Origin of the sequence: Marinobacter similis (assembly GCF_000830985.1) — a bacterium.
Lineage (GTDB): Bacteria > Pseudomonadota > Gammaproteobacteria > Pseudomonadales > Oleiphilaceae > Marinobacter > Marinobacter similis.
Genome location: NZ_CP007151.1, coordinates 2,749,472 through 2,773,004 on the forward strand (window position 1 = coordinate 2,749,472; position 23,533 = coordinate 2,773,004).

The window sequence follows — 23,533 nt, forward strand, 5'->3', positions numbered from 1 at the left end:
GCTACAAAGAAACCCTTCGGAGGTTCGGGAATGCCGATTCAGACACGTCGTGGTGAAGACAGCCAGACTCTGATCATAAGTATTGTGGGTCGATTCGACTTCAGCACCCATCAGGCCTTCCGTGATGCTTACGAGCACGGTGATGAAAGTATTCGCTACTACATCGTTGATTTGTCGGATACCACCTATCTGGATAGTTCCGCGCTTGGTATGTTGCTCCTGCTCCGGGATTACGCCGGCGGGGATGGCGCAAGCATTTCCATCGAAAACTGCAATAACGACGTCCGTCGGATCCTGTCCATCTCCAATTTCGAGCAGTTGTTCGCCATCCGCTGATTCATGCGCACTGCCCGGAGTCCATCGTGGAAGAATCCATTGCGGAACCCAAACCGCTCACCATCCTGATTGCCGATGACAGCGAAACTGACCGCCTTATTTTGACCGCGCTGGTGCGCCGGTTGGGGCATGTTGTTTTCGAGGCGAAGAATGGCCAGGAAGCGGTTCAGCTGTTCCAGGACTGCGATCCCGATATCGTGTTGCTGGATGCCCTGATGCCAGTCATGGACGGCATGGAGGCGGCCCGGCAGATAAAGATTCTGGCGGGCGAACGGATGGTTCCGCTGATTTTCCTGACGTCACTGTCCGAGGCTGAGGAGCTGGCCAAGTGCCTGGATGCCGGTGGTGATGACTTCCTGAGCAAGCCCTACAACCGGGTTATCCTTGAGGCCAAGATCAATGCATTCAATCGCATGCGGTTGATGCACCGGGCCCTGTCCAGTCAGCGGGATCTGATCCGGGAGCGCAACGAGCAGTTGTTGCAGGAGCAGGAGATCGCGAAAAGGGTCTTCGATAACGTGGCTCACACCGGTTGCCTGGACGCCTTCAATATTCGTCACCACGCCTCACCGTTGGCCCTGTTCAACGGCGATGTCTTGTTTGCGGCACCGTTTCCGGCCGGGGGCATGCTGGTCTTTATCGGCGACTTTACCGGTCATGGCTTGCCCGCGGCCATCGGTGCCATGCCCTTGGCAGAGATTTTCTATGGCATGGTCACCAAGGGATTCAAGGGTGCAGATGTGCTGCGGGAATTTAATCAAAAGCTCAAACAGATCCTGCCGCCGGGCATGTTCTGCTGCGGCGGCATGATCGAGGCCGATTTCAAGCATAACCAACTGCAGGTGTGGAATGGTGGTCTGCCTGATGGTTGGCTGGTGCGGGCCAACGGCGCCCTTGAGCTTGTGCCTTCCCGGCATTTGCCGCTCGGCATTCTTTCTTCAGACCGATTTGACGACAGCATGGACATCCTGCCCACTGAGCCAGGCGACCGCTTATTGATGCTGACCGATGGCTTTCTGGAGTCCCGCAACACTGAGGGCCGGTTGTTTGGGGACTCGGGCATTCAGTGGGCGCTGGAATCACGGACGGTGAATCAGCATCCATTTGACGCCGTACTGGAGGCCGTGCAGAATTTTTCCGCGAGCGCTGCCGACACTGACGATCTGACCATGTGCAGTGTCGAGATGGTCGACGAGGTTGGCATCTCCATTATTCAGGATCGGACTGAGCCGTCACCGCTGCCCGGGCCAATGGAGTGGCATTGCGAGTATGAAATCCGTGAACGCACCCTCGGGGATTTCAGCCCCTTGCCGTTGCTGCTGCATATCTGCATGGAAGTGCCAGGCTTGAGGCGCAAGAGCGGCGAGATCTACACTTTGCTGGCAGAGCTCTACAGCAATGCACTGGAACACGGTGTATTGGAGCTGCCATCGCACTGGAAACAGTCGGCCGATGGCTTCGACCAGTACTACGAAGAGCGTCGCCGCCGGTTGAGCCGGGTTGAGGGGCATTTTATCCGGTTCAGTCTCAGCCACTCCATGACACCATCCGGCGGGCGGCTGCGCATTGTCTGTGAAGACAGTGGCTCGGGCTTCGATTTCCACAACCATTCCATCCTTGAATCAGACCTGAGGCCCGGAAAGGCAGGGCGCTACGCCGGTCGCGGTCTTTTATTATTGAAGCGGCTGGCTGAATCCGTCACGTTTCACCAGCAGGGAAATCAGGTTGAGATCATTTTTGATTGGGAGGCTGCCGGTAACTCATCGAATCCGGCGTCATCACACCGGCTGTGACCGGTTTACGAACAGGGAGTAGGTATGACTGAAAAACCGCACCTTGACGACGAGGCACTGGCTGAGCTTCAGGATGTCATGGAGGATGAATTTGACGTACTGATGCGCACGTTCTTGTACGATTCCCGTGAGCGAATCGCCAGCTTGAAACAGGCGGCCAGTGAGCAGGACGCTGAGGCATTGGCGCACACGGCCCACAGCTTCAAAGGCAGCTGCATCAACATTGGCGCGCCGCAATTGGGCGAGTTGTGCCGGGCAGCCGAAAGCGCCGGAAAAGAGCAGCAATTGGCTGACTTGCCAGCCATCATTGAAGCCATTGAGGCGGAATTTCGCACTGTGACCGAACTGCTCGAGAAGTTCATGGTTCGCTGAGAAGCGATTGTTTGTTTGGCATCGCTTTTGCAGATCTCAAGGAAACAGCCCCCAAACCAGCGCTAAGCCGGCAAGGTTTGGGTGTCTCAGAGACGAAAGCGGCAAGAGGTTGCCATGCCCCAGATGGTTCTTCCCCAGACTCCCGCACCAGGGATGAAAACTGACGTTAACTCCTCGAATTCCGGTTCCGCCAGGGAGCCGGATGGCGAAAGCCGTTACGAATCGATATCCCGCGCAGAACAAAAACGCCTGGACCGTCAGGAATCCGATCGGCGATCAGAGCAGGCTGCAAACGATGCCCGCAAGGCCGACAATGATCGATCTGCGAAGCCGGCTGAGCAGCAGGCGGCGGCCGACAGCAAGAAAGCAGACAATGCCGACAAGGTTAGCGCCGATAACAGCGCTCCGGACGAACCTGCTACTGGCTCCACCGGTAAGGTTGAGGTTGGTAAAGAATCCGGTAAGGCGGCGGGTGAGGCCGTTGAAGGTCTGGAAGAAACTGTTGTCCCTCCGACGTTTGCCGAACTCCAGGCCTTGCTGGCCCCGGCGTCAGGAATGGCGGGCATGGCGGTCAGCGGCAAGGCGGCTGGGGTGAGTGGTACCACTGAGCCGCTGCCCACACTGATGCCTGTCGCCGGTGCCTGAACGCGGGTTCGGGAGGTAAACCGGGACAGATCGGTCAGGCAGGACAGAGTTCCCCTGGACTGACCGCCGGGTTGCAGCTGACAGAAGCGTTGGCCGCTACCGTTGGCTCAGAAACCAGCCGGCCTGCTGATCCTGCTAGCCTGATTGCCTCTGGTCGTTTTCAGTCCAGTCTGGAAGTAGCAAGCCAGCAAATTGCGAATGCCTCTGCGGCCAAGGTGCCTGCCGAGGCTGCCGTGCCGTTGAAAAGCTATGCCACCTCCATTGATACGCCGGTTGGCCAGGCCGACTGGGGCGACAAACTGGTGGGCAAGCTCAGTTGGTTGACCGCCAGAAATATGTCAGTGGCTGAAATCCACCTGACACCGGCGGACCTGGGGCCGATGGAAGTAAAAGTTCGGGTGCAGAACGAGCAGGCCAACATCACCGTGCACTCAGCCAATCCGATTGTCCGGGAGCAGCTGGAACAGCAGTCTCACCGACTCCGTGACATGTTGGGAGAACAGGGCCTGAACCTGGCTCGGTTCGACGTCTCCGATTCGCCGCAGCAGCGCAGCGGTGAACAGTCCTCGGGCGAGGAGCAGGGCAGTGGCAAGGGTGGCAACTCGGGTGATTCCCTGTTGGCCGACGCCGATGAGGCCGACATTCAGGCCGGAAGTCTGGACCTGAGCTGGAAGGGCGAAGTTGACGTCTTCGCCTGACAGCTGGGGTTCGTTCTCTGCCCTGTACTGTAAGTGATTCCGACTTTCGAGATTTCTCTCCAATCTGTTTTGCCCATCCTCCCGCGCAACGCTAAACTGCTGTTCTTGACGGGAGGAGTGGGTTTTCTGGCCCACCCTTTGCATCGGATTCATAAAAGTCGCGGAAAAACCCTCCGTCCGACGGATTTCTGGCAAAGCGAAGACTATGGCTGAAAATAACGAACCTGCAGCGGAACCGGCCCAGAAAGGCAAACTGAAAATGATCATCATGTTGGTGATCATTGTTGTCCTGGCAATAGCGCTGTCAATCGTGGGCACGCTCTGGTTCCTCGGCGGCAGTCTGCCGGGCATGGCCAGCGATGAGGCGAAGCCACCGAAGAAACCGCAGAAGAAACGTTCATACCCAGCACTTACGTTGAGCTGAAAAAGGCTGTGGTGACCACAGTGCAGGCCGGCGGGGGCCGCCAGCGATACGCCCAGGTGTACCTGGCCCTGGAGGCAACGGACCCGCAGGCCCTGGCCGCAGCGGAATTGCACATGCCGTTGATCCGGAGCCAGTTGGTGACGGTTCTGGGCAGCAGTAAGTTTGAGGATTTACAGACGCCGGAAGGGCGTCAGGGCCTGGCCGAACGAATGTCGACAACGGTTAACCAGGTGCTGGAACAGGAAGGCGAGCCCGCCATCAAGCGGGTATTGTTCAGAAATTTTGTGGTGCAATAGGACCCCGAGCGGGTAAGGCATCTCAGGGGCAGGACTACGTATGCAGGACTTGTTGTCACAGGATGAAATCGATGCCCTTCTCCATGGTGTGGACGATGGGGATATCGATACCTATGAAGAGACCGACGATACCGGCGTAAAGTCCTACGACCTTGCCAGCCAGGATCGCATCGTCCGTGGCCGGATGCCGACACTGGAGATGATCAACGAGCGTTTCGCCCGTTATACCCGGATCAGCCTGTTTAATCTCATGCGCCGCAACGCGGATGTTTCAACCGGTGGCGTGCAGATCATGAAGTTTGGTGAGTACATTCATACCCTGTACGTGCCCACCAGTCTCAACCTGGTCAAGGTTCGTCCGCTGCGTGGCGCCGGACTGTTCGTCCTCGATGCCAAACTGGTGTTCAAGCTGGTCGACAACTTCTTTGGTGGTGAGGGCCGGCACGCCAAGATTGAAGGCCGGGAATTTACCCCGACCGAAACCCGAATTGTGCAGATGGTGCTGGATCAGGTCTTCACCGACATGAAAGAGGCCTGGCAGGCGGTCCTGAAAGTCGATTTCGAGTACCTCAGTTCAGAAGTGAATCCGGCCATGGCCAACATCGTCAGCCCCAGCGAAGTGGTAGTGGTGAGCACCTTCCACATCGAACTGGACGGGGGTGGTGGTGAGCTGCATTTCGCGCTGCCGTATTCCATGATCGAACCCATTCGTGATGTGCTCGATGCCGGTGTGCAAAGTGACATCGACGATGTGGACGAACGTTGGGTTAACGCCCTGCAGGAAGACATCCAGGATGTGAACGTGCCGGTGAACACTACCGTGTGCCGGCGCCGGATTTCACTGCGGGACATTGCCAAGATGAAGGCGGGCGACATTATCCCGGTGGAGATCCCCGACCATCTGACGGTGACCGCAAACGGTATTCCGATTTACAAGGCCACTATGGGCACGAGGGACGGCAAGCTGGCCCTTCGAATTCAAGAGAGGGCATCGCTGCCCAAGGTCAAGAAACAACTGAAGGTGGGACGCAATGGCTGACGACAGCAAAGGCGAGCAGCAGCTCAGCGAAGACGAAAAGCTGGCCGCGGAGTGGGAAGCGGCCATGGAAGAGTCCGGTGACGACGCTGATTCTGGCGAGGACGAGTGGGCGGCGGCCATGGCTGAAGCTGGCGAAACTGGAAAGGACGAAGATGTGCAGGCCGCGCCGATGGAAGAGTTTGATCACGTGAGCCAGTCTTCCCAGGGCAATGGGCCAGCCCCGGACATGGACGTGATTCTGGACATTCCGGTAACCATCTCCATGGAAGTCGGCAACACCCAGATTCCGATTCGCAACCTGCTGCAACTCAACCAGGGCTCGGTGATTGAGCTGGACCGGCTGGCGGGCGAACCGCTGGACGTGCTGGTGAACGGTACCCTGATTGCCCACGGTGAGGTGGTCATGGTGAACGAAAAATTCGGTATTCGCCTGACTGACGTCATCAGTCCGGGCGAACGCATCAAGCGGTTGCAGAAATAACATGTGGTCTAAGCTGGTCGGTCTGACTGCGCTCACGCTGGCGAGTCCACTGTGGGCAGAAGAGGCCGGAAAAGCGGCCCAGGAAATGCCGACCCGCGCCCCGGATACCATGGGTACGATGGTGAGCCTGGGCCTCGGTTTGATCGCGGTGATCGCGCTTATCTACGGCTGCGCCTGGATTATCCGGCGGATGAATGGCATGACCGGATGAACAACAACGCCATCAAGGTGGTGTCGGTCATGGCCCTCGGCGCCCGCGAACGCCTGGCCCTGGTTGAAGTGGGTGGCCAGCAGATCCTGTTGGGCATCACACCCTCTGCCATCCGCACGCTGCATGTGTTTGATGAGCCGGTGGTTGATGCCAGCAATCCGCCTTCCGGTGAGTTCGCCCGCCGGCTTCAGGGCATGATTGGTAAATCCTGGACTTCGCCCGCAAGGAAAGACTGACTCCATGCCTGCTTTGCTTCTCAAACGGTTTGCTCCGGTACTGGTGCTTTTGCTCGGCGTTATCTGGGCGCCTTTGTCTGTGGCCCAGGAGTCCGGCGGTATTCCCGGCATTCCGGCCTTTACGGTTGAGCCTGGTGAAGGTGAGGGCGTTCAGGAATACTCGGTAACGCTGCAGATATTGGCGCTCATGACGGCGCTGACCTTCCTGCCGGCGATGCTGATGATGATGACGTCTTTCACCCGGATCATCGTGGTGTTCGCCATCCTGCGCCAGGCCCTTGGCCTGCAGGCAACGCCCTCCAACCAGATTCTGCTCGGGCTGGCGCTGTTCCTGAGTATCTTCATCATGAAGCCGGTACTGGAAGAGGCCAACCGAGTCGGCTTGCAACCCTACCTGCAGGAAGAAGTCACTTCGCTGGAGGCGGTGGAACTGGCCAGCGTCCCGTTTAAGAAGTTCATGCTGGAGCAGACCCGGGAAAGCGATCTGGCGTTGTTCATGCGGATGGCCGATGAGCAGTATCAGACCCCCGACGACGTGTCGTTCTGGGTACTCATGCCGGCCTTTGTCACCAGTGAGCTGAAGACCGCATTCCAGATCGGGTTTATCCTGTTTATCCCGTTCCTGATCATCGACATGGTGGTCGCCAGTGTCCTGATGGCTATGGGTATGATGATGCTGTCACCGATCATCATCTCGCTGCCGTTCAAGATCATGCTGTTTGTGCTGGTGGATGGCTGGGCCCTGATCATGGGCACGCTCGCCGCCAGTTACGGAATATAGGGGGCGCAATGACTCCGGAAACCGTTATCGATATTCTTCGTGAGGCGCTGTGGATGATCGTGCTGCTGGCGTCGGTCATTATCGTGCCGGGCTTGCTGATCGGTCTGGTGGTAAGTACCTTCCAGGCCGCAACCCAGATCAACGAACAGACCCTCAGTTTCCTGCCGCGGCTGCTGGTAACCCTGATCGTCATCATCGTGGCCGGGCCCTGGATGCTGACCAAGTTGCTGGACCACGCCAACCGGCTGATCTCCAGCATTCCCTACCTGATTGGCTGACGGATGATACCAGCGGAATTCAGTGCAGATCTGCTGGGGCAGTGGGTAGGCCAGCACCTGTGGCCGTTGTTCCGGCTGGCCAGTTTCCTGATGGTGATTCCCATCTTCGGCACCCAGTTGGTGCCCGCCCGGGTTCGTCTGGGCCTGGCGCTGCTGATGACCATCCTGATTGTTCCGCTGATCCCGCCAGTCCCCCAGGTTGAAGCGCTCAGTGCTGATGCTGTGGTGATCACGCTGCAGCAGATCCTGATCGGAGTCGGCCTGGGCTTCGCCTTAACGGCCCTGTGGCAGTTATTTGTCGTTGCCGGCCAGATGATCGCTATGCAGATGGGCCTTGGTTTTGCGTCCATGGTGGACCCGGCCAACGGCGTTAATGTTCCCGTGCTGTCGCAGATTTACACTATTACTATCACGCTGCTGTTTCTGGCTATGAACGGTCACCTGGCCGTCTTCGAAGTATTCATTGAAAGCTTCCGAACCTTGCCCATCGGCCTGGAAGGCCTGGGGCAGGGTGGCGTCTGGGATCTGGCCCATCGCATCAGCTGGATGTTCGCCTCCGCCATGCTGCTGGCGCTGCCGGCGGTAACCGCCGTGCTCATCGTCAGCATCTCCTTTGGCGTGATGACCCGCGCCGCACCTCAGATGAACATCTTCGCACTGGGTTTCCCGATTGGCCTGATTTTTGGATTATTTTCCATCTGGGTACTGCACGCCAACTTTCTGCCGCACTTCGATCAGTACACGCGGGAGACCTTTGAATTCATGAGGCAGTTGCAGGGGCGGCCGTAAAGGCCTTTCTCCTTTAGCTTCCGAAGACGCTGAGCCATGGCCGAAGAGAACGACAACAGTCAGGAAAAAACGGAAGAGGCCACGCCCCGAAGGCTTGAAAAAGCCAAGGACGAGGGCCAGACCGCCCGTTCCCGTGAGCTGGCCACCATGGCTGTGCTGATGGCGGGCGCTGGCGGCCTGCTGATGTTCGGTGCCAGCTTGGGTGCCAGCCTGGAAGCCATCATGCGCGACAGTTTTGTGCTGGAGCGCTCGGCGATCTTCGATACCCGTCACATGAGTGTTCAGCTCATTGCCTCCGCGAAAGAAGCTGCCTGGGCGTTATCACCGATTCTGGTGGTCTTGCTGATTGCCGCGATCCTCGGCTCCATCGGTATCGGCGGCCTGCTGTTCAGTGGCAAGGCGATTGCGCCCAAGCTGAATCGGATGGATCCCATCAAGGGTCTGGGCCGCATGTTCTCTGCCCGTTCTTTGATCGAGCTGGTAAAGGCCATCGCCAAGGTTGGACTGGTGATGTCGGTGGCCGTTCTCATCCTGAACCTCAGAACCGAAGATCTGCTCAGCATTGCTGAGGAACCAGCGGTACCGGCTATGGAGCACGTTTTGTGGACGCTGGGTTGGAGTTTCTTCCTGTTGTCCTGCGCCACCATCATAATTTCGTTGATCGACGTACCGTTCCAGATTTACGACCACCAGAAAAAACTGCGGATGACCAAGCAGGAGGTGAAGGACGAGTACAAGGACACCGAGGGCAAGCCGGAAGTCAAAGGCAAGATCCGCCAGCTCCAGCGCGAGATGGCCCAGCGCCGCATGATGCAGGACGTACCGACCGCCGACGTGGTGATCACAAACCCGACTCACTATGCGGTGGCGCTGAAGTACGATCAGAAAACCATGGCGGCGCCGATAGTGGTTGCCAAGGGTGCCGACGAGGTGGCCTTCAAGATCATGGAGATCGCACGCGAACACAAGGTAGAAGTGCTGCGTACGCCTCCGCTCACCCGGGCGACCTACCACAACGCCGACATTGGCGACGAGATCCCCGACGGTCTCTACATGGCCATCGCCCAGGTATTGGCCTACGTATTCCAGCTCCGACAGTTCCGCAAGGGGCGTGGGGAGAAACCTGGTATGCCTGAGTTCCCGATTCCTTCGGATTTGCGGCGTGATGTCTAACTCTTGAGCGCCTAGCCTTCAAAGTTGGTGCCAGTGGACGTGCGGGAAGGCTTTCCAAAACCCGCTCAAGCACGTCCATGTGACGCTTGAGCTCCGCCATCCATGGCTCCGCACAGTTTTGGAATGCCTTCCCGCACCTCCACGTCAGACTCACTGCGTTATATCAGCAAGACTCCCGCTGGTGAATTGATCGGTCTTTTTAGCGATATCAGTGGTGCTGAAAGGTGTTTGTGGGCCGCCCTCGCAAAAATGTTGGAGGCCAAGGATGGCCGGAAACAAGTGCACATGGACGTGCTCGTAGCGGTTTTTGGGAGGGCGGCCCACAAACGCCATACTGCCCTGCTATCAGGCTAGGGTATCAGTGCGACGGTTCTGCTCCGGAGCTACAGGCAACAACCCGAACCATAGGCTCCCCCCGGCTCTCGGGTATCGGCAGTTTGCCGTACCAAACCCGTGGATCGTGGACGGTGGCTGAGTCGAAACCACAGGACAGGAAATGGCGCCGGGCTTCGTCGTCAGTTTGGAAGTGAAACGATACCTGACTGCGAGTGGCGGTGCCGAGCAGGGCGCCGAGTGCCTTGAGGGCGCCGTTCAGCAGGGGGTGCGCGGGGCGGTAGTAGCTTTCGGTCAGATACAGCGAACCGGGGCGATCCGCCATGACCTTTGCCAGGCGGCTCCAGAAGTCGCTGATGACATCCAGTGAGAAGTAGCTGGTCAGGCCCTCGGTGACGATGATCACCGGCTTGGTGTTGTCGAACACGCGATCAATGACTTTTTCGATCTGGTATTCGCCATGGTCGGCCAGGATATCGATGGGTGTTACCTGATGATGCTCGCCCAGGCGTCCCGCTGCCAGAAGACGCATGGCCTTGCGACCGGCCATGTCGGGAAGGTCGGCTTCAACCATATGTAATAGAGGATATCGTTGCCGCATGCGGAGGCCTCTGGGAGACATACCGCAGGCTATTTCCAGAACCTGGGTTGTGCCGGTGTCGTGAATCGCCTGATCAATCAGCTGGTCCATGATCAAATGGCGTTGCAGCAGGAAGGTTCGGATATTGCCGCCGATAACCGCCTTGCTGGCGGATTCGAACGGGGTCATCAGGTGGTAGAGCCAGCGGCCCTGTTCAGTGGCGAGGATATCGTCGGAGAGACCATGCCGGTGCCAGACGGCACCGGTATAAAGTGCGGTGAAACTGATGCCGGAGCTATTAGTCGGCTTGCTGCTCATACACCGCTTTGCCCCAAGCCTCGCGGCTGCCGGGCAGGATCAGGTTCAGGACAATGGCTGCGACCGCGCAAAGGGCAATGCCTTCGAGGTGGCCCAGCACCATGCCGCCAATACCGAACACCAGGGTCACGCCCACGATCACCAGGTTACGTGACTGGGACAGATCCACCTGGTGGCGAATCAGGGTATTCAGACCCACCACCGCGATGGAGCCGAACAGCAGGCACAGGATGCCGCCCATGACCGGAACCGGAATGGTTTGCAGGGCGGCGCCAAACTTGCCAACGAACGCCAGCACGATGGCAACCACGGCGGCCCACCACATAACCCGCGGGTTGAAGTTCTTGGTCAGCATGACCGCACCGGTAACTTCCGAGTAGGTGGTGTTGGGTGGTCCACCCAGAGCGGCTGCAGCGCTGGTGGCCAGGCCGTCGCCCAGGAGCGTGCGGTGCAGGCCCGGCTTTTCCAGGAAGTTCTTGCGAGTGACGTTGCCAATGGCCAGAACATCGCCGATGTGCTCGATCGCCGGGGCGATAGCCACCGGAATCATGAACAGGATGGCGCCCCAGCTGAACTCAGGCGCAACGAAGTTCGGTACCGCCAACCAAGGTGCTTCCTGGATGGGCGTGGTGTCGACGATGCCAGCAAAAGCGGACAGCACGTAGCCGGTGATGACACCAAACATGATCGGGATCAGGCGGAAGATGCCCTTCGCCCAGACCGACATAATGATGGTCACGGCCAGGGAAATCATCGCGATCCAGATAGCGGTGTCGTAAGGGATCAGCTGGCTGGAACCGTCGCCGGTTCGGCCGGAGGCCATGTGTACGGCAACCGGTGCCAGACCCAGGCCGATGGTCATGATGACCGGGCCGATGACCACGGGCGGCAGCAAAGCGCGTACAAAGCCGGTGCCGCGCAGGCGAACCAGGCCACTCAGGAAGATGTACAGAATACCGGCTGCCATAAGGCCGCCGAGGGTCTCTTCCATGCCGAAGCGGCCCTTGGAGGCAATAACTGGCGCGATGAAGGCAAAGGACGACGCCAGGAAGATCGGGATCTGGCCGCCAGTGACAATATGAAAGACGATGGTGCCCATGCCGGCGGTGAACAGGGCGACGTTCGGGTCCAGCCCTGTGATCAGTGGCATCAGCACCAGGGCGCCAAAGGCCACCAGCAACATCTGGGAACCGGCTAGCGCCTGTTTCCAGACTGGTTCGTTAGTGTGTTCCTGCATGCTCAGACGTCCTTCTGCTTGGTGCCGAAGATCTTGTCACCGGCATCGCCCAGACCAGGCAGGATGTAGCCTTTTTCGTTCAGGCGCTCATCTACAGATGCGGTGTAGATGGATACGTCCGGGTGCGCTTCCAGTACCTTCTCAACGCCCTCAGGCGCCGCAACCAGGATCAGGGCGCGGATTTCGGTGCTGCCGGCTTTCTTCAGCAGGTCGATGGTCGAAATCATTGAGCCACCGGTGGCGAGCATCGGATCCACGATCAGGGCCATACGCTGGTCCAGTTCGCCCACCAGCTTTTCCAGGTAGGTGCTGGCTTCCAGGGTTTCTTCGTTGCGGATCTGGCCGACTACGCTCACCCGGGCAACCGGGATCAGGCTCAGAACACCGTCCAGCATGCCGAGGCCGGCACGCAGGATGGGAACGATGGTGATTTTCTTACCGTGGATTTGCTGCACATTGACCGGGCCGGCCCAGCCTTCGATGGTCTTGTCCTGCAGGTTGAAATCCTTGGTCGCTTCGTAAGTCAGCAGGGCGCCAACTTCTTGTGCCAGCTCACGGAAATTCTTGGTGCTGATATCCGACCGGCGCATAAGGCCGAGTTTGTGCTGGATCAGGGGATGTTTAACCTCGTGAATTGGCATGGGTCACCTGTGAGTCTGGTTTGTCTTAAATGGATTTGCAGCGCGTTCAAATGGCGCAAGGATACCGCATCTGGACGGGTACGTCAGGCGACAGTCTCGGAAAGCTCATGGAAATTGAGTAAGGAGTGGTACGGATCTTGCCACACCAGTCTGAAACGACGCCTTTGCGTCAGGTTTTCGACCCTGAGCACGCGGTCACGCACAGCCAATCGGAGAAGTATCCGGCATGGACAGAGCTTTAGTCCTTCATAACGTCAAATCCCTGACGCGGGGAAATCTCGGTGTCCCGGTCATGCTGATGGGGCTGCTGGGCATGATGATCCTGCCCATGCCGGCCTTCCTGCTGGACGTCTTCTTTACCTTCAACATCACCCTGTCCATCGTCATCCTGCTGGTGTGTGTCTACGCCATGCGTCCGATGGAGTTTGCGTCGTTCCCGACCGTACTGCTGGTGGCGACACTGTTGCGGCTGGCCCTGAACGTGGCGTCAACCCGGATCGTATTGTTAGAAGGGCACGAAGGTGGCGACGCTGCCGGTAAGGTTATCGAGTCCTTCGGTGAAGTGCTGATCGGCGGCAACTACGCGGTTGGTCTGGTGGTGTTTGCCATCCTGATGATCATCAACTTCCTGGTGGTGACCAAAGGTGCCGGCCGGGTCTCGGAAGTCAGCGCCCGCTTTACCCTGGACGCCATGCCCGGCAAGCAGATGGCGATCGATGCCGACCTGAACGCCGGCTGATCAATCAGGACGAAGCCAAGCATCGCCGCTCTGAAATTGCTCAGGAAGCCGACTTCTATGGTTCCATGGACGGTGCTTCCAAGTTCGTGAAAGGCGATGCGGTTGCCGGCCTGCTGATCCTGGCCATCAACATCATCGGTGGTGTTGCCATCGGTATGCTGCAACACGATCTGACCTTCGGGCTGGCAGTGGAGCGTTACGCCCTGCTGACCATCGGTGATGGCCTGGTCGCCCAGATTCCGTCGCTGCTGCTCTCTACCTCCGCCGCCATCATGGTGACCCGGGTAACCTCCAGCCAGGACATGGGTGGGCAAATCCTGAGCCAGATGTTCAGTGCGCCCAAGGCCCTGGCCATTGCCGCTGGAATCCTGATTATCCTGGGCCTGATTCCGGGTATGCCCCACGTTGCCTTTCTGGGTCTCGGCAGTCTTGCCGCCGGCGCGGCCTGGTATATCTGGAAACATGATCGCCAAACCGTCGAGGAAGACGGAGCCTTCCCGGTGCGTGGTGGTTCCGGTGGCATGCCCCGGCCGGCAGGTACCGACTTGCCTCCGGGCGGCGATGGCGATCATGGCCGAGAGTTGCCAGCGCCAAGTGAGACCAAGGAACTGGGTTGGGACGATGTGGCCACCGTCGACATCGTGGGTCTTGAGGTTGGCTACCGGCTGATTCCCCTGGTCGATAAATCCCAGGGTGGTCAGCTGCTGAGCCGGATCAAGGGCGTGCGCAAGAAGCTGTCCCAGGATCTGGGCTTCCTGATGCCATCGGTCCATATTCGCGACAACCTGGACCTCATGCCCAACGTTTATCGAATCACCCTGATGGGCGTCACCATCGCCGAGGCTGAAATTCACCCTGAGCGGGAGCTGGCCATCGATCCGGGCCAGGTGTTCGGCAAGATCGAAGGCATTGAGGCAAGGATCCCGCCTTTGGCCTGGACGCCAGCTGGATCGAGCCGGACAAGAAAGACCAGGCCCAGACTTTGGGTTACACCGTGGTAGATGCCAGCACTGTCGTGGCAACCCATCTCAACCAGGTGCTGCAGAAGCACGCCCATGAACTGCTGGGTCACGAGGAAGTTCAGAAGTGGCTGGATCAGCTTGAGAAGGTGTCACCCAAGCTGGCTGAGGAACTGGTGCCGACCACGGTATCCATCAGTCTGTTGCTGAAAGTGCTGCAGAACCTGCTGAAAGAAGAAGTGCCAATCCGGGATATGCGTTCCATTGCCGAGGCCGTGGTTAACGTGCATCCGAAGAGTCAGGACCGAAATTACTGACCACGGCAGCCCGCCAATCCCTGCGCCGCATGATCGTTCAGAGCATCTGCGGCAACGAGGCCGAGATACCGGTTATCACCCTGGATCCAGATCTGGAACAGTTATTGCTGAAGTCTGTTCAACAGAGTCAACAATCCGGCGGTCAGGATGACATTGGGTTGGTTCTCGAGCCGAACATGGTGGAAAAACTGCAGCGCTCCCTTCAGGAAAGTGTGCAGCGACAGGAAATGCTTGGGAAACCCGCCATCCTGCTGGTCTCCGGGCCGCTTCGGCCGGTTCTGGCGCGGTTTGCGAGTTACGGAGTCGAGCGTTTGCACGTGCTCTCGTACCAGGAAATTCCGGATAACAAACAGATCACTATCGTGGCGTCCGTTGGCCAGTAAGCCCACGGACCCCAGTACGGACAACGCCCAGGCGGCGGTGCCGGTGGAGGATGAGGCAGCATGAAAGTAAAACGGTTTTTTGCTCAGAGCATGGCAGAGGCGCTGAAGCAGGTCAGTGAACAGATGGGCCCGGATGCCGTGATTCTTTCCAATCGCCGTGTCGATGGCGGCGTCGAAATCGTGACGGCGCTGGACTACGACGAGAATATGGCGCGCCAGCGTCTGGGCGAGCAGGCCGAAACCGCCACCAACGGATCGCGGCTGGCGGAAATGCAGGCCGACCAGCATCGTCGCCTGGAAGACGAATTGGGCCGGTCTCGGGATCGTATTCGTGACGTCCGCGAGAAACGGGCTCAGGCGGGCGCCGGCTATGCCGGCGCATCGTTCGCAGAGCTGAGCGACGCGGTCATGGCCGATGCCGAAGAGCCGATTGCCCGGACAACCGGCGGCACTTCCGGCTATTCAGATGAATTGGCGCAGATGCGAGCCGAGATCAGCTCCTTGCGGGATTTGATGCATGGGCGGGCGGCTGAGCCTGCCAAACCTGCCAGTAACGCTGTGCAGCAGCGACTGGCGGAACGGTTGCAGGAGTTCGGGTTGAGCAGCGATCTGGCGGCGTCTCTGTCACGCCGGCATAAAGGCGGCCGGCTCGATGAGGGCTGGAAGCAGTCCCTGAAGATGCTCGCCACCGGAGTGCGCACGGCCCGTGAGGAATGGCTGGACGAAGGAGGCGCCTATGCTCTGGTAGGTCCCACCGGCTCCGGGAAGACCACCACGATCGGTAAGCTGGCAGCGCGCTACGTGCTTCGTCACGGCGCCGATTCGCTGGCGCTGGTGACCACCGATCGTTACCGCGTGGCCGCCCACGAGCAGCTGTTCGTGTTTGGGCGCATTCTCAATGTGCCGGTGCGGGTCGTTGACGAAAGCCACTCGCTGGATTCCATCCTCGATGAATTGTCCGACCGCCACATGGTTCTGATTGATACCGCGGGCCTGACCAGTTCAGACAAAGGCTATGAAGAGCAGTTATCGGAGTTGGCGCAAAGTCATCACAACATCCGGACTCATCTGGTGGTGTCCGCCACCAGTCAGCCGCGCATCATGAAATCCGTTTGGCATTGCTATAAGATGGCAAATCTTGCGGGCTGCGTGATGACCAAAATTGACGAAGCCCTTACCCTGGGCGAGTCGCTGGGGTTTGTCATGGAAACCGGGTTGCCGGTGGCCTATTACACGGATGGCCAAAAAATCCCCGAAGACCTGCATCACGCAGAGGCCGTTCCGCTGGTTCGGTTGGGTGTGGAGCGGTTAAAAAGCATCCAGCAAGAGCAATCGGTGGCTGAAGGGGCTTGAGTATTGTGACACCTGTATCGGATGATGGAGTATCCGGCGTGCAAAGCGGGCGCTGTTTGGTAAGACGAGCTTCGACGAAACTGGCGAGAGACAAGATTCAACATGAGCAGAGCAAATCCGGTACAGGTGATTGCGGTATCTGGTGGAAAGGGCGGGGTCGGCAAGAGTAACGTGTCGGTCAACCTCGGTATCGCCCTTGCACAGAAAGGCCGTCGCGTGGTGATCCTCGATGCCGACCTGGGTTTGGCCAACATCGACGTGCTGCTCGGTATTACCTCCAATCGCAATATCTCGGATGTGCTTTCAGGCGAATGTGACCTGAAGGACGTACTGGTCAACGGCCCCGGTGGCATCAAGATCGTCCCGGCCTCATCCGGCACCCAGCGTATGACCCATCTGAGCCCCATGGAACACGCGGGCCTGATCAACGCCTTCAGTGAACTGAGTGATCAGATTGACGTGTTGATCGTTGATACCGCTGCCGGTATTTCCGAGTCAGTCGTCAGCTTCCTCCGCGCCTCCCAGGAGCTGCTGTTCGTGGTATGCGACGAACCTACCTCTATTACGGATGCTTATGCTCTCATCAAGCTGATGAACCGGGAGTACGGCACAAACCGTTTTCGCATCCTGGCTAACCAGGTGCGCAATGAACAGGAAGGGCGTCACCTGTTCGATAAACTGACCCGGGTCACTGAACGTTTCCTTGATGTTGCGCTGCAGTACGTGGGCATGGTGCCTTACGACGAGGCCGTCAAGAAGGCGGTGCAGCGCCAGCGCGCCGTGCTGGACGTATACCCCCGCGCCAAGGCCTCGCTGGCAATCAAGGCCCTGGCGGACAAAGTAGACAGCTGGCCGTTACCTTCTTCCCCTCGGGGACATCTCGAGTTTTTTGTGGAGCGGCTCGTCGAAGTCTGAATCTGATCCAGTCAAAACAACACCGGATGCACGACATTGACGAATAACCTGGGAATCTACCAGCAGGCCGGCGCTTCGGGTCAGGCCCGTCTCATTGAAGAGCAGGCCCCGCTGGTCAAGAAAATAGCGCTGCACCTGATGGCCCGACTACCGGCCTCGGTGCAGTTGGAAGACCTTATACAAGCCGGCATGATTGGCCTGCTTGAGGCTGCCCAACGCTATAGTTCCGCAAAAGGCGCTACCTTCGAAACCTATGCCGGTATCCGCATCCGCGGCGCCATGGTGGATGAAATCCGCAAGGGCGACTGGGTGCCCCGATCCGTTCACCGCAATGCCCGCCGTATCTCTCAAGCGATCAAGGCCGTGGAAGACCGCGAAGGCCGGGAAGCGCAGGACCTGGAAGTTGCTGAAGAGCTGGGAATGGAGCTGTCGGAATATCACGCCTCGCTATCGGACGCGAACAGCGGACGACTTTTTAGCCTTGATGAGCTCAATGAATCGGGAGAGCTGCCGATAGAAGAAGCAGAGACCAGTGATAATCCACTGGATGGCCTCGCTTCCGACTCGTTTCGACGCAACCTGGCACACGCCATTGAGGAGTTACCGGAGCGCGAGAAGCTGGTTCTGAGCCTGTATTACCAGGAAGAGCTGAACCTGAAAGAGATCGGCGCCGTGCTCGGGGTAAGCGAAAGCAGGGTCAGTCAGATTCACAGCCAGGCCGCACTGCGATTGCGCGGTCGGCTGTCCGACTGGCAGCGGGACGCCAGCGAGCAATGACAAATAACGTGTGTCCGGTTCATGGCGCTGTGTAGTTTTTGGTAACCAGCGCTTTACATGGTCATCAAAGATCAGACAATACGTGGTTTAAAAAGACGGCCCGTTAGGTTTCGAGCTCAAGGGTCAAACGAATTCCGGGTGTGACTAACTGGAGGTCCCTTTGGACAAGAACATGAAAATCCTGATCGTGGATGATTTTTCCACGATGCGACGGATCATCAAGAACCTGCTGCGTGATCTTGGGTTCAGCAACACCGATGAAGCCGACGACGGCAATTCTGCACTGCCGATGCTGAAAAGCGGCAAGTACGACTTCCTGGTAACGGACTGGAACATGCCGGGCATGTCTGGTTTTGACCTGCTGAAAGCCGTGCGCGCGGACGAAAGCCTGAAGACCCTGCCGGTGCTGATGGTGACCGCGGAAGCGAAACGCGACCAGATTGTCGCTGCCGCCCAGGCTGGTGTGAACGGCTATGTGGTCAAGCCATTTACGGCCGCGGTGCTTAAAGAAAAGATTGAGAAAATCTTCGAACGTATTCAGTAACCAGAGGTCGGATGGCTCTCATGAGCGATAGCAATACGAACCATCGGAACCTCGATCCGGAGGTGACTGAAAAGCTCCAGCGTCAGAGTGAGGAGTTGGCCAAGAGTGTGCAGGCCGGCGATTTTGCTCAAGCAATGACGGTGATTAACGAGCTGAGCGAGGTCAGGGATCAAAGCCTGTACCGTGAGGTTGGACGCCTCACCCGGAGTCTTCACGAGGCAATTCGGAATTTCCAGATAGATCCGCGCAGTGCGGAGCAGCAGGAAGCGCTGTCGAAGATGACCGACGCCTCCGATCGCCTGGAATACGTCGTTCAGATGACCAGCCAGGCTGCCAATCGCACCATGGATCTGGTTGAAGAGACCATGCCGGTGGCAAACGCCGTCCGCAATGAAGCGACGGAACTCCGGGACGAGTGGCAGCGCCTGCGCAGGCGTGAAATGCAGCCAGCGGAATTCCGCGAGCTGTACGGCCGGATTGACCGTTTCTTCGTCAGCCTGACCGCCGACGCTGACAGCATGTATAACAGCTTGTCTGAAATCCTGCTGGCCCAGGATTTTCAGGACCTGACCGGCCAGGTGATTCAGAAGGTCACTGCGCTGGTGAAAGAAGTCGAAGAACAGATGCTAAGCCTCGTGGTGATGGCCAGCCATGTCGACCAGCTGACTGGCACCGTGCACAAGATTGATGAAACTGAGGTTACGGCAGAGCAGGGTGTAGGGCCGCAGATCAAGGCCGAAGAGCGTGAAGATGTAGTGTCGGGGCAGGACGACGTTGATGATCTGCTGTCCAGTCTCGGTTTCTGAACTAATGAGGGTTACCCATGGCGTTTGATGCCGATGATGAGATTCTCCAGGACTTCCTGGTGGAAGCCGGTGAGATTCTCGAAAAACTGTCAGAGCAGTTGGTAGATCTTGAGCGAAATCCTGATGACAGTGATCTGCTCAACGCCATATTCCGTGGTTTTCACACGGTAAAGGGTGGTGCCGGCTTTCTGCAGCTTGAGGCGCTGGTCAACTGCTGCCACTCGGCTGAGAACGTTTTCGACATCCTGCGCAACCACAAGCGCAAGGTGGATTCCGAACTCATGGACGTGGTGCTGGAAACCCTCGACCATGTCAACGCGATGTTCGATCAGGTTAGAAACGGTGAGTCATTGACCCCCGCCCCTGACGAGCTCATTGCCTCCCTCGACGCTTTCGCTGAGCCCGCTGGTGAAGCGCCGTCCCGTGAAGACGCACCGACTGGCGCGCCGCAATCGGCGGAAGATGGGGGCGATATTACCGATGAAGAATTTGAGCAGTTGCTGGATGCGCTGCAGGACGGCAGTGCCGCTCCGGATTCTCCAGCGACGGCTGCTGATCCGGTTCAGGCCGAGCCGGCTGCGGGCGGTGGATCTGGCGATGACGACATCACCGACGATGAATTTGAAGCCCTGTTGGACCAGCTCCATGGCAAAGGCCAGTTTGCCGGTGCCGTTGCCGCGGATGAGCCCGCGCCGGCAGCTGATACCAATGCTGCGGCCAGCACCAGCGAATCAGCTGCTGCGGGTGACGATCTGATCACTGACGATGAGTTCGAAAAGCTGCTGGACGAGCTGCATGGCAAAGGTGGCGCGCCGACTGCTGCGGGCACCGGTGAGACGGAAAAGCCAGCCGAGGAACCCGCCAAGGCAAAGCCGGCTGCTCCGAAGAGTGAACCGAAGAAACCTGAGTCCAAGCCAGCGGCTTCCGCAGCCCCTGCGCCAGCTCGAGATGCGTCCCCGGTCGCAGAGACCACCGTGCGCGTAGACACCAAGCGCCTGGACGACATCATGAACATGGTGGGCGAGCTGGTTCTGGTGCGTAACCGTTTGCAGCGCCTGGGTGCGTCCAGTGAAGACGAGCACATGCACAAAGCCGTCTCCAATCTCGATGTGGTCACGACCGATCTGCAGGCGGCGGTCATGCAAACCCGCATGCAGCCGATCAAGAAAGTATTTGGCCGGTTCCCGCGGGTGGTTCGGGACCTGGCTCGCAGCCTGAAAAAAGAAGTGAACCTCGTGATGCACGGGGAAGACACTGATCTCGACAAAAACCTGGTGGAAGCATTGTCCGATCCGCTGGTCCACCTGGTACGAAACTCTGTGGACCACGGTATTGAAGCGCCCGACGTTCGGGAAAAAGCCGGCAAGCCGCGCCAGGGTACCGTTACCCTGTCCGCTGAGCAGGAGGGTGACCATATCCTGCTGGCCATCGAGGATGATGGTGCTGGTATGGACCCCGATGTGCTGCGTCGCAAGGCTGTCGAGAAAGGCATCTACGAACAGGATGCCGCCGATCGCCTGACCGATAACGAATGTTTCAACCTGATCTTCTCCGCCGGTTTTTCCACCAAGGAGCAGATTTCGGATGTCTCCGGGCGCGGCGTTGGCATGGACGTAGTCAAGACCAAGATTGGTCAGCTCAACGGCCAGATCAGCATTGTCTCGGAATTGGGTAAGGGCTCCCGGATCATCATCAAGGTACCGCTGACCCTCGCGATCATGCCGACCCTGATGATCATGCTCGGCGACCAGTCGTTCGCGCTGCCGCTGGTCAATGTGGTGGAAATCTTCCACCTGGATCTAACCAAGACCAACATCGTCGACGGGCGCGAATGCATTGTCGTACGGGACAAGGTGTTCCCGCTGTTCCATATCAAGCGCTGGTTGGTGGGTAAGGGCCAAGGTCAGGAAGAGCCGACCAACGCCCATGTGGTCATCGTTGCCATGGGAACCAAGCAGGTGGGCTTTGTGGTGGATCAGCTGGTGGGCCAGGAAGAAGTGGTCATCAAGCCGCTGGGCAGGGCGCTTCAGGGTACCCCGGGTATGGCGGGAGCCACCATCACTGGTGATGGCCGTATTGCCCTGATTATTGACGTTCCCAGCCTGCTGCAACACTACAGTTGACGCCGGTCCGGCTCAGACGTGGAAGCGGACTTCGTTAGGAGAAATGGATGACAGTTGCTGTCCTGGTCGTGGATGATTCAGGTTTCTTTCGCAAACGGCTGACGGAAATTCTGACAGGCTCCGGCCAGATCAAGGTAGTAGGCGCGGCCACCAATGGCCGCGAGGGTGTCGAGCTGGCGGCGAAATTGCGGCCGGATGTCATCACCATGGATTACGAAATGCCGGTCATGGATGGCATCTCGCAGTCCGGGAAATCATGAAAAAGCACCCGACACCGGTGCTCATGTTCTCGTCGCTCACCTACGAAGGCGCCAGGGTAACCCTGGACGCGCTGGAAGCCGGGGCGGTGGATTTCCTGCCGAAGAATTTCGAGGAAATCGCCCGTGACGGCGGTCAGCTCCAGCGTATTCTGATCGATCGCATTCTCGACGTTGCCCGTAGCCAACCTGGCGTCCGTCCGAACTCAGTCCCGGTCACCAAGTCCACGGATCAAGCCGCTCGAAACAACACCGCTGCGCGCACTCGTACACCGTCATCTCCAGCACCCCGCCCAGCACCTGCTCAGCGACCACCAGAGGCTGCCGTCGAGGCGGAAGTCAGCCGGCGTTCCTATCGGCGCGGGCCCGCCAAGCACTACACCGCTGTTGGAATTGGGACTTCCACCGGCGGCCCGGTGGCCCTGCAGCGTGTTTTGACGGCTTTGCCGGCATCCTTCCCGGCACCGATTGTGCTGATTCAGCACATGCCCGCCAGCTTTACCCCGGCCTTTGCCGAGCGCCTCAATAAGTTGTGCAAGATTGAAGTTCGCCAGGCCGAAGACGGCGACATGCTCAAGCCGGGCCTGGCGTTGCTGGCACCCGGTGGCAAGCAGATGATGATTGAAAACCGTGGTGGCCAGGGTCGGGTTCGTATCCTGCCTGGCGATGAACGCCTGAACTACAAACCCTGTGTCGACGTTACCTTTGGCTCACTGGCACGCAGTTTCCCCGGTAAGACTCTGGGAGTAATCCTCACTGGCATGGGTGCGGACGGCAAGGATGGCTGCCGGATGATGAAGCAGAGCGGCTCCGACGTCTGGTCCCAGGATGAAAAATCCTCGGTCATCTATGGCATGCCCATGGCGGTGGCGAAAGCCGGACTCAGCGATGAAATTCTGGCACTCGACGAAATCGGGCCTCGGCTGGTGGAAGGCGTTTCCTGATGGATATTCTGAGTCTCCTCGGCATAGTACTGGCGTTTGCCGCCATCCTGGGCGGCAATCTGCTTGAGGGTGGGGCGCTCAGTTCGCTGTTCAATGCCCCGGCAGCCTGATCGTGGTGGGCGGAACTCTGGCAGCAACTATTCTGCAAACCTCCTGGCCGATTCTGAAGCGGGCCTTTCAGCAGGTGCGCTGGGTGCTGGTGCCGCCGTTCATCAGCATGGAAGACGGCATCGGCAAAGTCATTGATTGGAGTGTAAAGGCCCGCAAACAGGGCCTGCTCGGGCTGGAAGGCCTGGCCGAGCGGGAGCCCGAACTGTTTGCCCGCAAGGGCCTGCAGCTGCTGGTGGACGGCGCAGAAACCGAGACCATTCGCGGCATCATGGAAGTGGATCTGGAATCCCGGGAACAGCGTGATCTGGAGTCCGCCCAGGTCTTCGAAGCCATGGGTGGGTATTCACCGACCATCGGAATTATCGGCGCGGTCATGGGCCTGATTCAGGTGATGACCAATCTCGAAGACCCACAATCCCTGGGTAGCGGTATCGCCACCGCCTTTGTTGCCACCATTTACGGGGTGGCGCTGGCGAACCTCTTGTTCTTCCCGGTTGCCAACAAGCTTCGCGGCATTGTCCGGGAGCGAACCCGATACCAGGACATGATGATCGACGGCATTATTGCCATCGCCGAGGGGGAAAACCCCAAATCCATTGAAATGCGACTGCGGGGCTTCCTGCAGTAGTCATGGTCGGGGCATC

The 23,533-nt window shown here is 58.5% G+C and carries 22 protein-coding genes and 4 pseudogenes; 23 read left to right on the forward strand and 3 right to left on the reverse strand.

Features of this window, described 5'->3' with window-relative positions:
• Positions 1-30: 30 nt before the first annotated feature.
• The 14 genes and pseudogenes from AU14_RS12705 (at position 31) to flhB (ending at position 9,552) form a co-directional block, all read left to right on the forward strand.
• Positions 31-336, forward strand: a complete 306-nt coding sequence (locus AU14_RS12705; protein WP_041341335.1) for an STAS domain-containing protein — start codon at positions 31-33, stop codon at positions 334-336.
• 26 nt (positions 337-362) lie between these two features.
• Positions 363-2,129: a PP2C family protein-serine/threonine phosphatase gene (locus AU14_RS12710; protein WP_041341339.1), complete on the forward strand. Its 1,767-nt coding sequence runs from the start codon at positions 363-365 to the stop codon at positions 2,127-2,129.
• Between the two features lie 24 nt (positions 2,130-2,153).
• Entirely contained in the window at positions 2,154-2,501 is a 348-nt protein-coding gene (locus AU14_RS12715) for an Hpt domain-containing protein (RefSeq protein ID WP_041341342.1), read from the forward strand.
• Between the two features lie 114 nt (positions 2,502-2,615).
• Positions 2,616-3,146: a hypothetical protein gene (locus tag AU14_RS21750; protein ID WP_236744059.1), complete on the forward strand. Its 531-nt coding sequence runs from the start codon at positions 2,616-2,618 to the stop codon at positions 3,144-3,146.
• Positions 3,147-3,217: 71 nt separating this feature from the next.
• On the forward strand, positions 3,218-3,844 hold the full coding sequence (locus AU14_RS21755; protein WP_236744060.1) for a flagellar hook-length control protein FliK: 627 nt from the start codon (positions 3,218-3,220) through the stop codon (positions 3,842-3,844).
• A 205-nt stretch (positions 3,845-4,049) separates the two neighbouring features.
• Positions 4,050-4,268, forward strand: a complete 219-nt coding sequence (locus AU14_RS21760; RefSeq protein ID WP_236744061.1) for a flagellar basal body-associated FliL family protein — start codon at positions 4,050-4,052, stop codon at positions 4,266-4,268.
• Positions 4,269-4,276: 8 nt separating this feature from the next.
• Positions 4,277-4,564: a flagellar basal body-associated FliL family protein gene (locus AU14_RS21765; RefSeq protein ID WP_236744062.1), complete on the forward strand. Its 288-nt coding sequence runs from the start codon at positions 4,277-4,279 to the stop codon at positions 4,562-4,564.
• Between the two features lie 40 nt (positions 4,565-4,604).
• On the forward strand, positions 4,605-5,603 hold the full coding sequence (gene fliM, locus AU14_RS12730) for a flagellar motor switch protein FliM (RefSeq protein WP_041341345.1): 999 nt from the start codon (positions 4,605-4,607) through the stop codon (positions 5,601-5,603).
• Complete coding sequence (fliN, locus tag AU14_RS12735; RefSeq protein ID WP_041341348.1) at positions 5,596-6,084, forward strand: flagellar motor switch protein FliN; 489 nt, start codon at positions 5,596-5,598, stop codon at positions 6,082-6,084. The genes fliM and fliN overlap by 8 nt, the downstream gene beginning before the upstream one ends.
• Before the next feature lies 1 nt (position 6,085).
• Positions 6,086-6,531, forward strand: a pseudogene (fliO, locus tag AU14_RS12740) (flagellar biosynthetic protein FliO).
• Positions 6,532-6,535: 4 nt separating this feature from the next.
• Positions 6,536-7,312 (forward strand): flagellar type III secretion system pore protein FliP, encoded by a 777-nt coding sequence (fliP, locus tag AU14_RS12745; RefSeq protein WP_041341351.1) that lies wholly within the window; start codon positions 6,536-6,538, stop codon positions 7,310-7,312.
• Between the two features lie 8 nt (positions 7,313-7,320).
• On the forward strand, positions 7,321-7,590 hold the full coding sequence (gene fliQ / locus AU14_RS12750) for a flagellar biosynthesis protein FliQ (protein WP_041341354.1): 270 nt from the start codon (positions 7,321-7,323) through the stop codon (positions 7,588-7,590).
• A gap of 3 nt (positions 7,591-7,593) precedes the next feature.
• Positions 7,594-8,379, forward strand: a complete 786-nt coding sequence (gene fliR, locus AU14_RS12755; protein ID WP_041341357.1) for a flagellar biosynthetic protein FliR — start codon at positions 7,594-7,596, stop codon at positions 8,377-8,379.
• Positions 8,380-8,415: 36 nt separating this feature from the next.
• Positions 8,416-9,552 carry a flagellar biosynthesis protein FlhB gene (flhB, locus tag AU14_RS12760; RefSeq protein WP_041341360.1) on the forward strand — a complete coding sequence of 379 codons (1,137 nt, stop codon included), beginning with the start codon at positions 8,416-8,418 and terminating at the stop codon, positions 9,550-9,552.
• 358 nt (positions 9,553-9,910) lie between these two features.
• On the opposite strand, the gene AU14_RS12770 is transcribed toward flhB, so the two are convergent.
• The 3 genes from AU14_RS12770 to upp are packed head-to-tail and all read right to left on the reverse strand — an operon-like array spanning position 9,911 to position 12,661.
• Complete coding sequence (locus AU14_RS12770; RefSeq protein ID WP_041341366.1) at positions 9,911-10,783, reverse strand: class I SAM-dependent methyltransferase; 873 nt, start codon at positions 10,781-10,783, stop codon at positions 9,911-9,913.
• A complete protein-coding gene (locus AU14_RS12775; protein ID WP_041341369.1) occupies positions 10,764-12,020 on the reverse strand; it encodes a uracil-xanthine permease family protein in 1,257 nt (418 codons plus the stop codon). The genes AU14_RS12770 and AU14_RS12775 overlap by 20 nt, the downstream gene beginning before the upstream one ends.
• A 2-nt stretch (positions 12,021-12,022) precedes the next feature.
• The gene (gene upp / locus AU14_RS12780) at positions 12,023-12,661 is read right to left on the reverse strand and encodes a uracil phosphoribosyltransferase (RefSeq protein ID WP_041341371.1); all 639 of its coding nucleotides are present in this window, start codon (positions 12,659-12,661) and stop codon (positions 12,023-12,025) included.
• Between the two features lie 226 nt (positions 12,662-12,887).
• Here upp and flhA point away from each other — a divergent pair.
• From flhA to AU14_RS12825, 9 genes and pseudogenes are all read left to right on the forward strand, one after another.
• Positions 12,888-15,059: pseudogene (gene flhA, locus AU14_RS12785) on the forward strand (flagellar biosynthesis protein FlhA).
• Between the two features lie 60 nt (positions 15,060-15,119).
• Complete coding sequence (gene flhF / locus AU14_RS12790; RefSeq protein ID WP_041341374.1) at positions 15,120-16,412, forward strand: flagellar biosynthesis protein FlhF; 1,293 nt, start codon at positions 15,120-15,122, stop codon at positions 16,410-16,412.
• A gap of 102 nt (positions 16,413-16,514) precedes the next feature.
• A complete protein-coding gene (locus AU14_RS12795; protein ID WP_041341375.1) occupies positions 16,515-17,327 on the forward strand; it encodes a MinD/ParA family protein in 813 nt (270 codons plus the stop codon).
• A 36-nt stretch (positions 17,328-17,363) separates the two neighbouring features.
• Positions 17,364-18,104 (forward strand): RNA polymerase sigma factor FliA, encoded by a 741-nt coding sequence (locus AU14_RS12800; RefSeq protein WP_041341378.1) that lies wholly within the window; start codon positions 17,364-17,366, stop codon positions 18,102-18,104.
• Between the two features lie 160 nt (positions 18,105-18,264).
• A complete protein-coding gene (gene cheY / locus AU14_RS12805; protein ID WP_041341381.1) occupies positions 18,265-18,648 on the forward strand; it encodes a chemotaxis response regulator CheY in 384 nt (127 codons plus the stop codon).
• Positions 18,649-18,668: 20 nt separating this feature from the next.
• On the forward strand, positions 18,669-19,454 hold the full coding sequence (locus tag AU14_RS12810; protein ID WP_041341384.1) for a protein phosphatase CheZ: 786 nt from the start codon (positions 18,669-18,671) through the stop codon (positions 19,452-19,454).
• A gap of 17 nt (positions 19,455-19,471) precedes the next feature.
• Positions 19,472-21,577 carry a chemotaxis protein CheA gene (locus AU14_RS12815; protein ID WP_041341387.1) on the forward strand — a complete coding sequence of 702 codons (2,106 nt, stop codon included), beginning with the start codon at positions 19,472-19,474 and terminating at the stop codon, positions 21,575-21,577.
• A gap of 47 nt (positions 21,578-21,624) precedes the next feature.
• Positions 21,625-22,778: pseudogene (locus AU14_RS12820) on the forward strand (protein-glutamate methylesterase/protein-glutamine glutaminase).
• Positions 22,778-23,517, forward strand: a pseudogene (locus AU14_RS12825) (flagellar motor protein). The pseudogenes AU14_RS12820 and AU14_RS12825 overlap by 1 nt, the downstream one beginning before the upstream one ends.
• Positions 23,518-23,533 lie beyond the last annotated feature (16 nt).

Bases quoted from the DNA above. Each gene is read 5' to 3' on its own strand.
- fliR (WP_041341357.1), top strand. From the start codon at position 7,594: ATGATACCAGCGGAATTCAGTGCAGATCTGCTGGGGCAGTGGGTAGGC.
- fliN (WP_041341348.1), top strand. From the start codon at position 5,596: ATGGCTGACGACAGCAAAGGCGAGCAGCAGCTCAGCGAAGACGAAAAG.
- AU14_RS12815 (WP_041341387.1), top strand. From the start codon at position 19,472: ATGGCGTTTGATGCCGATGATGAGATTCTCCAGGACTTCCTGGTGGAA.
- AU14_RS12775 (WP_041341369.1), bottom strand. From the start codon at position 12,020: ATGCAGGAACACACTAACGAACCAGTCTGGAAACAGGCGCTAGCCGGT.
- fliM (WP_041341345.1), top strand. From the start codon at position 4,605: ATGCAGGACTTGTTGTCACAGGATGAAATCGATGCCCTTCTCCATGGT.
- AU14_RS12770 (WP_041341366.1), bottom strand. From the start codon at position 10,783: ATGAGCAGCAAGCCGACTAATAGCTCCGGCATCAGTTTCACCGCACTT.
- fliQ (WP_041341354.1), top strand. From the start codon at position 7,321: ATGACTCCGGAAACCGTTATCGATATTCTTCGTGAGGCGCTGTGGATG.
- flhF (WP_041341374.1), top strand. From the start codon at position 15,120: ATGAAAGTAAAACGGTTTTTTGCTCAGAGCATGGCAGAGGCGCTGAAG.
- flhB (WP_041341360.1), top strand. From the start codon at position 8,416: ATGGCCGAAGAGAACGACAACAGTCAGGAAAAAACGGAAGAGGCCACG.
- AU14_RS21750 (WP_236744059.1), top strand. From the start codon at position 2,616: ATGCCCCAGATGGTTCTTCCCCAGACTCCCGCACCAGGGATGAAAACT.
- AU14_RS12810 (WP_041341384.1), top strand. From the start codon at position 18,669: ATGAGCGATAGCAATACGAACCATCGGAACCTCGATCCGGAGGTGACT.
- AU14_RS12795 (WP_041341375.1), top strand. From the start codon at position 16,515: ATGAGCAGAGCAAATCCGGTACAGGTGATTGCGGTATCTGGTGGAAAG.
- fliP (WP_041341351.1), top strand. From the start codon at position 6,536: ATGCCTGCTTTGCTTCTCAAACGGTTTGCTCCGGTACTGGTGCTTTTG.
- AU14_RS21760 (WP_236744061.1), top strand. From the start codon at position 4,050: ATGGCTGAAAATAACGAACCTGCAGCGGAACCGGCCCAGAAAGGCAAA.
- AU14_RS12705 (WP_041341335.1), top strand. From the start codon at position 31: ATGCCGATTCAGACACGTCGTGGTGAAGACAGCCAGACTCTGATCATA.
- upp (WP_041341371.1), bottom strand. From the start codon at position 12,661: ATGCCAATTCACGAGGTTAAACATCCCCTGATCCAGCACAAACTCGGC.
- AU14_RS12715 (WP_041341342.1), top strand. From the start codon at position 2,154: ATGACTGAAAAACCGCACCTTGACGACGAGGCACTGGCTGAGCTTCAG.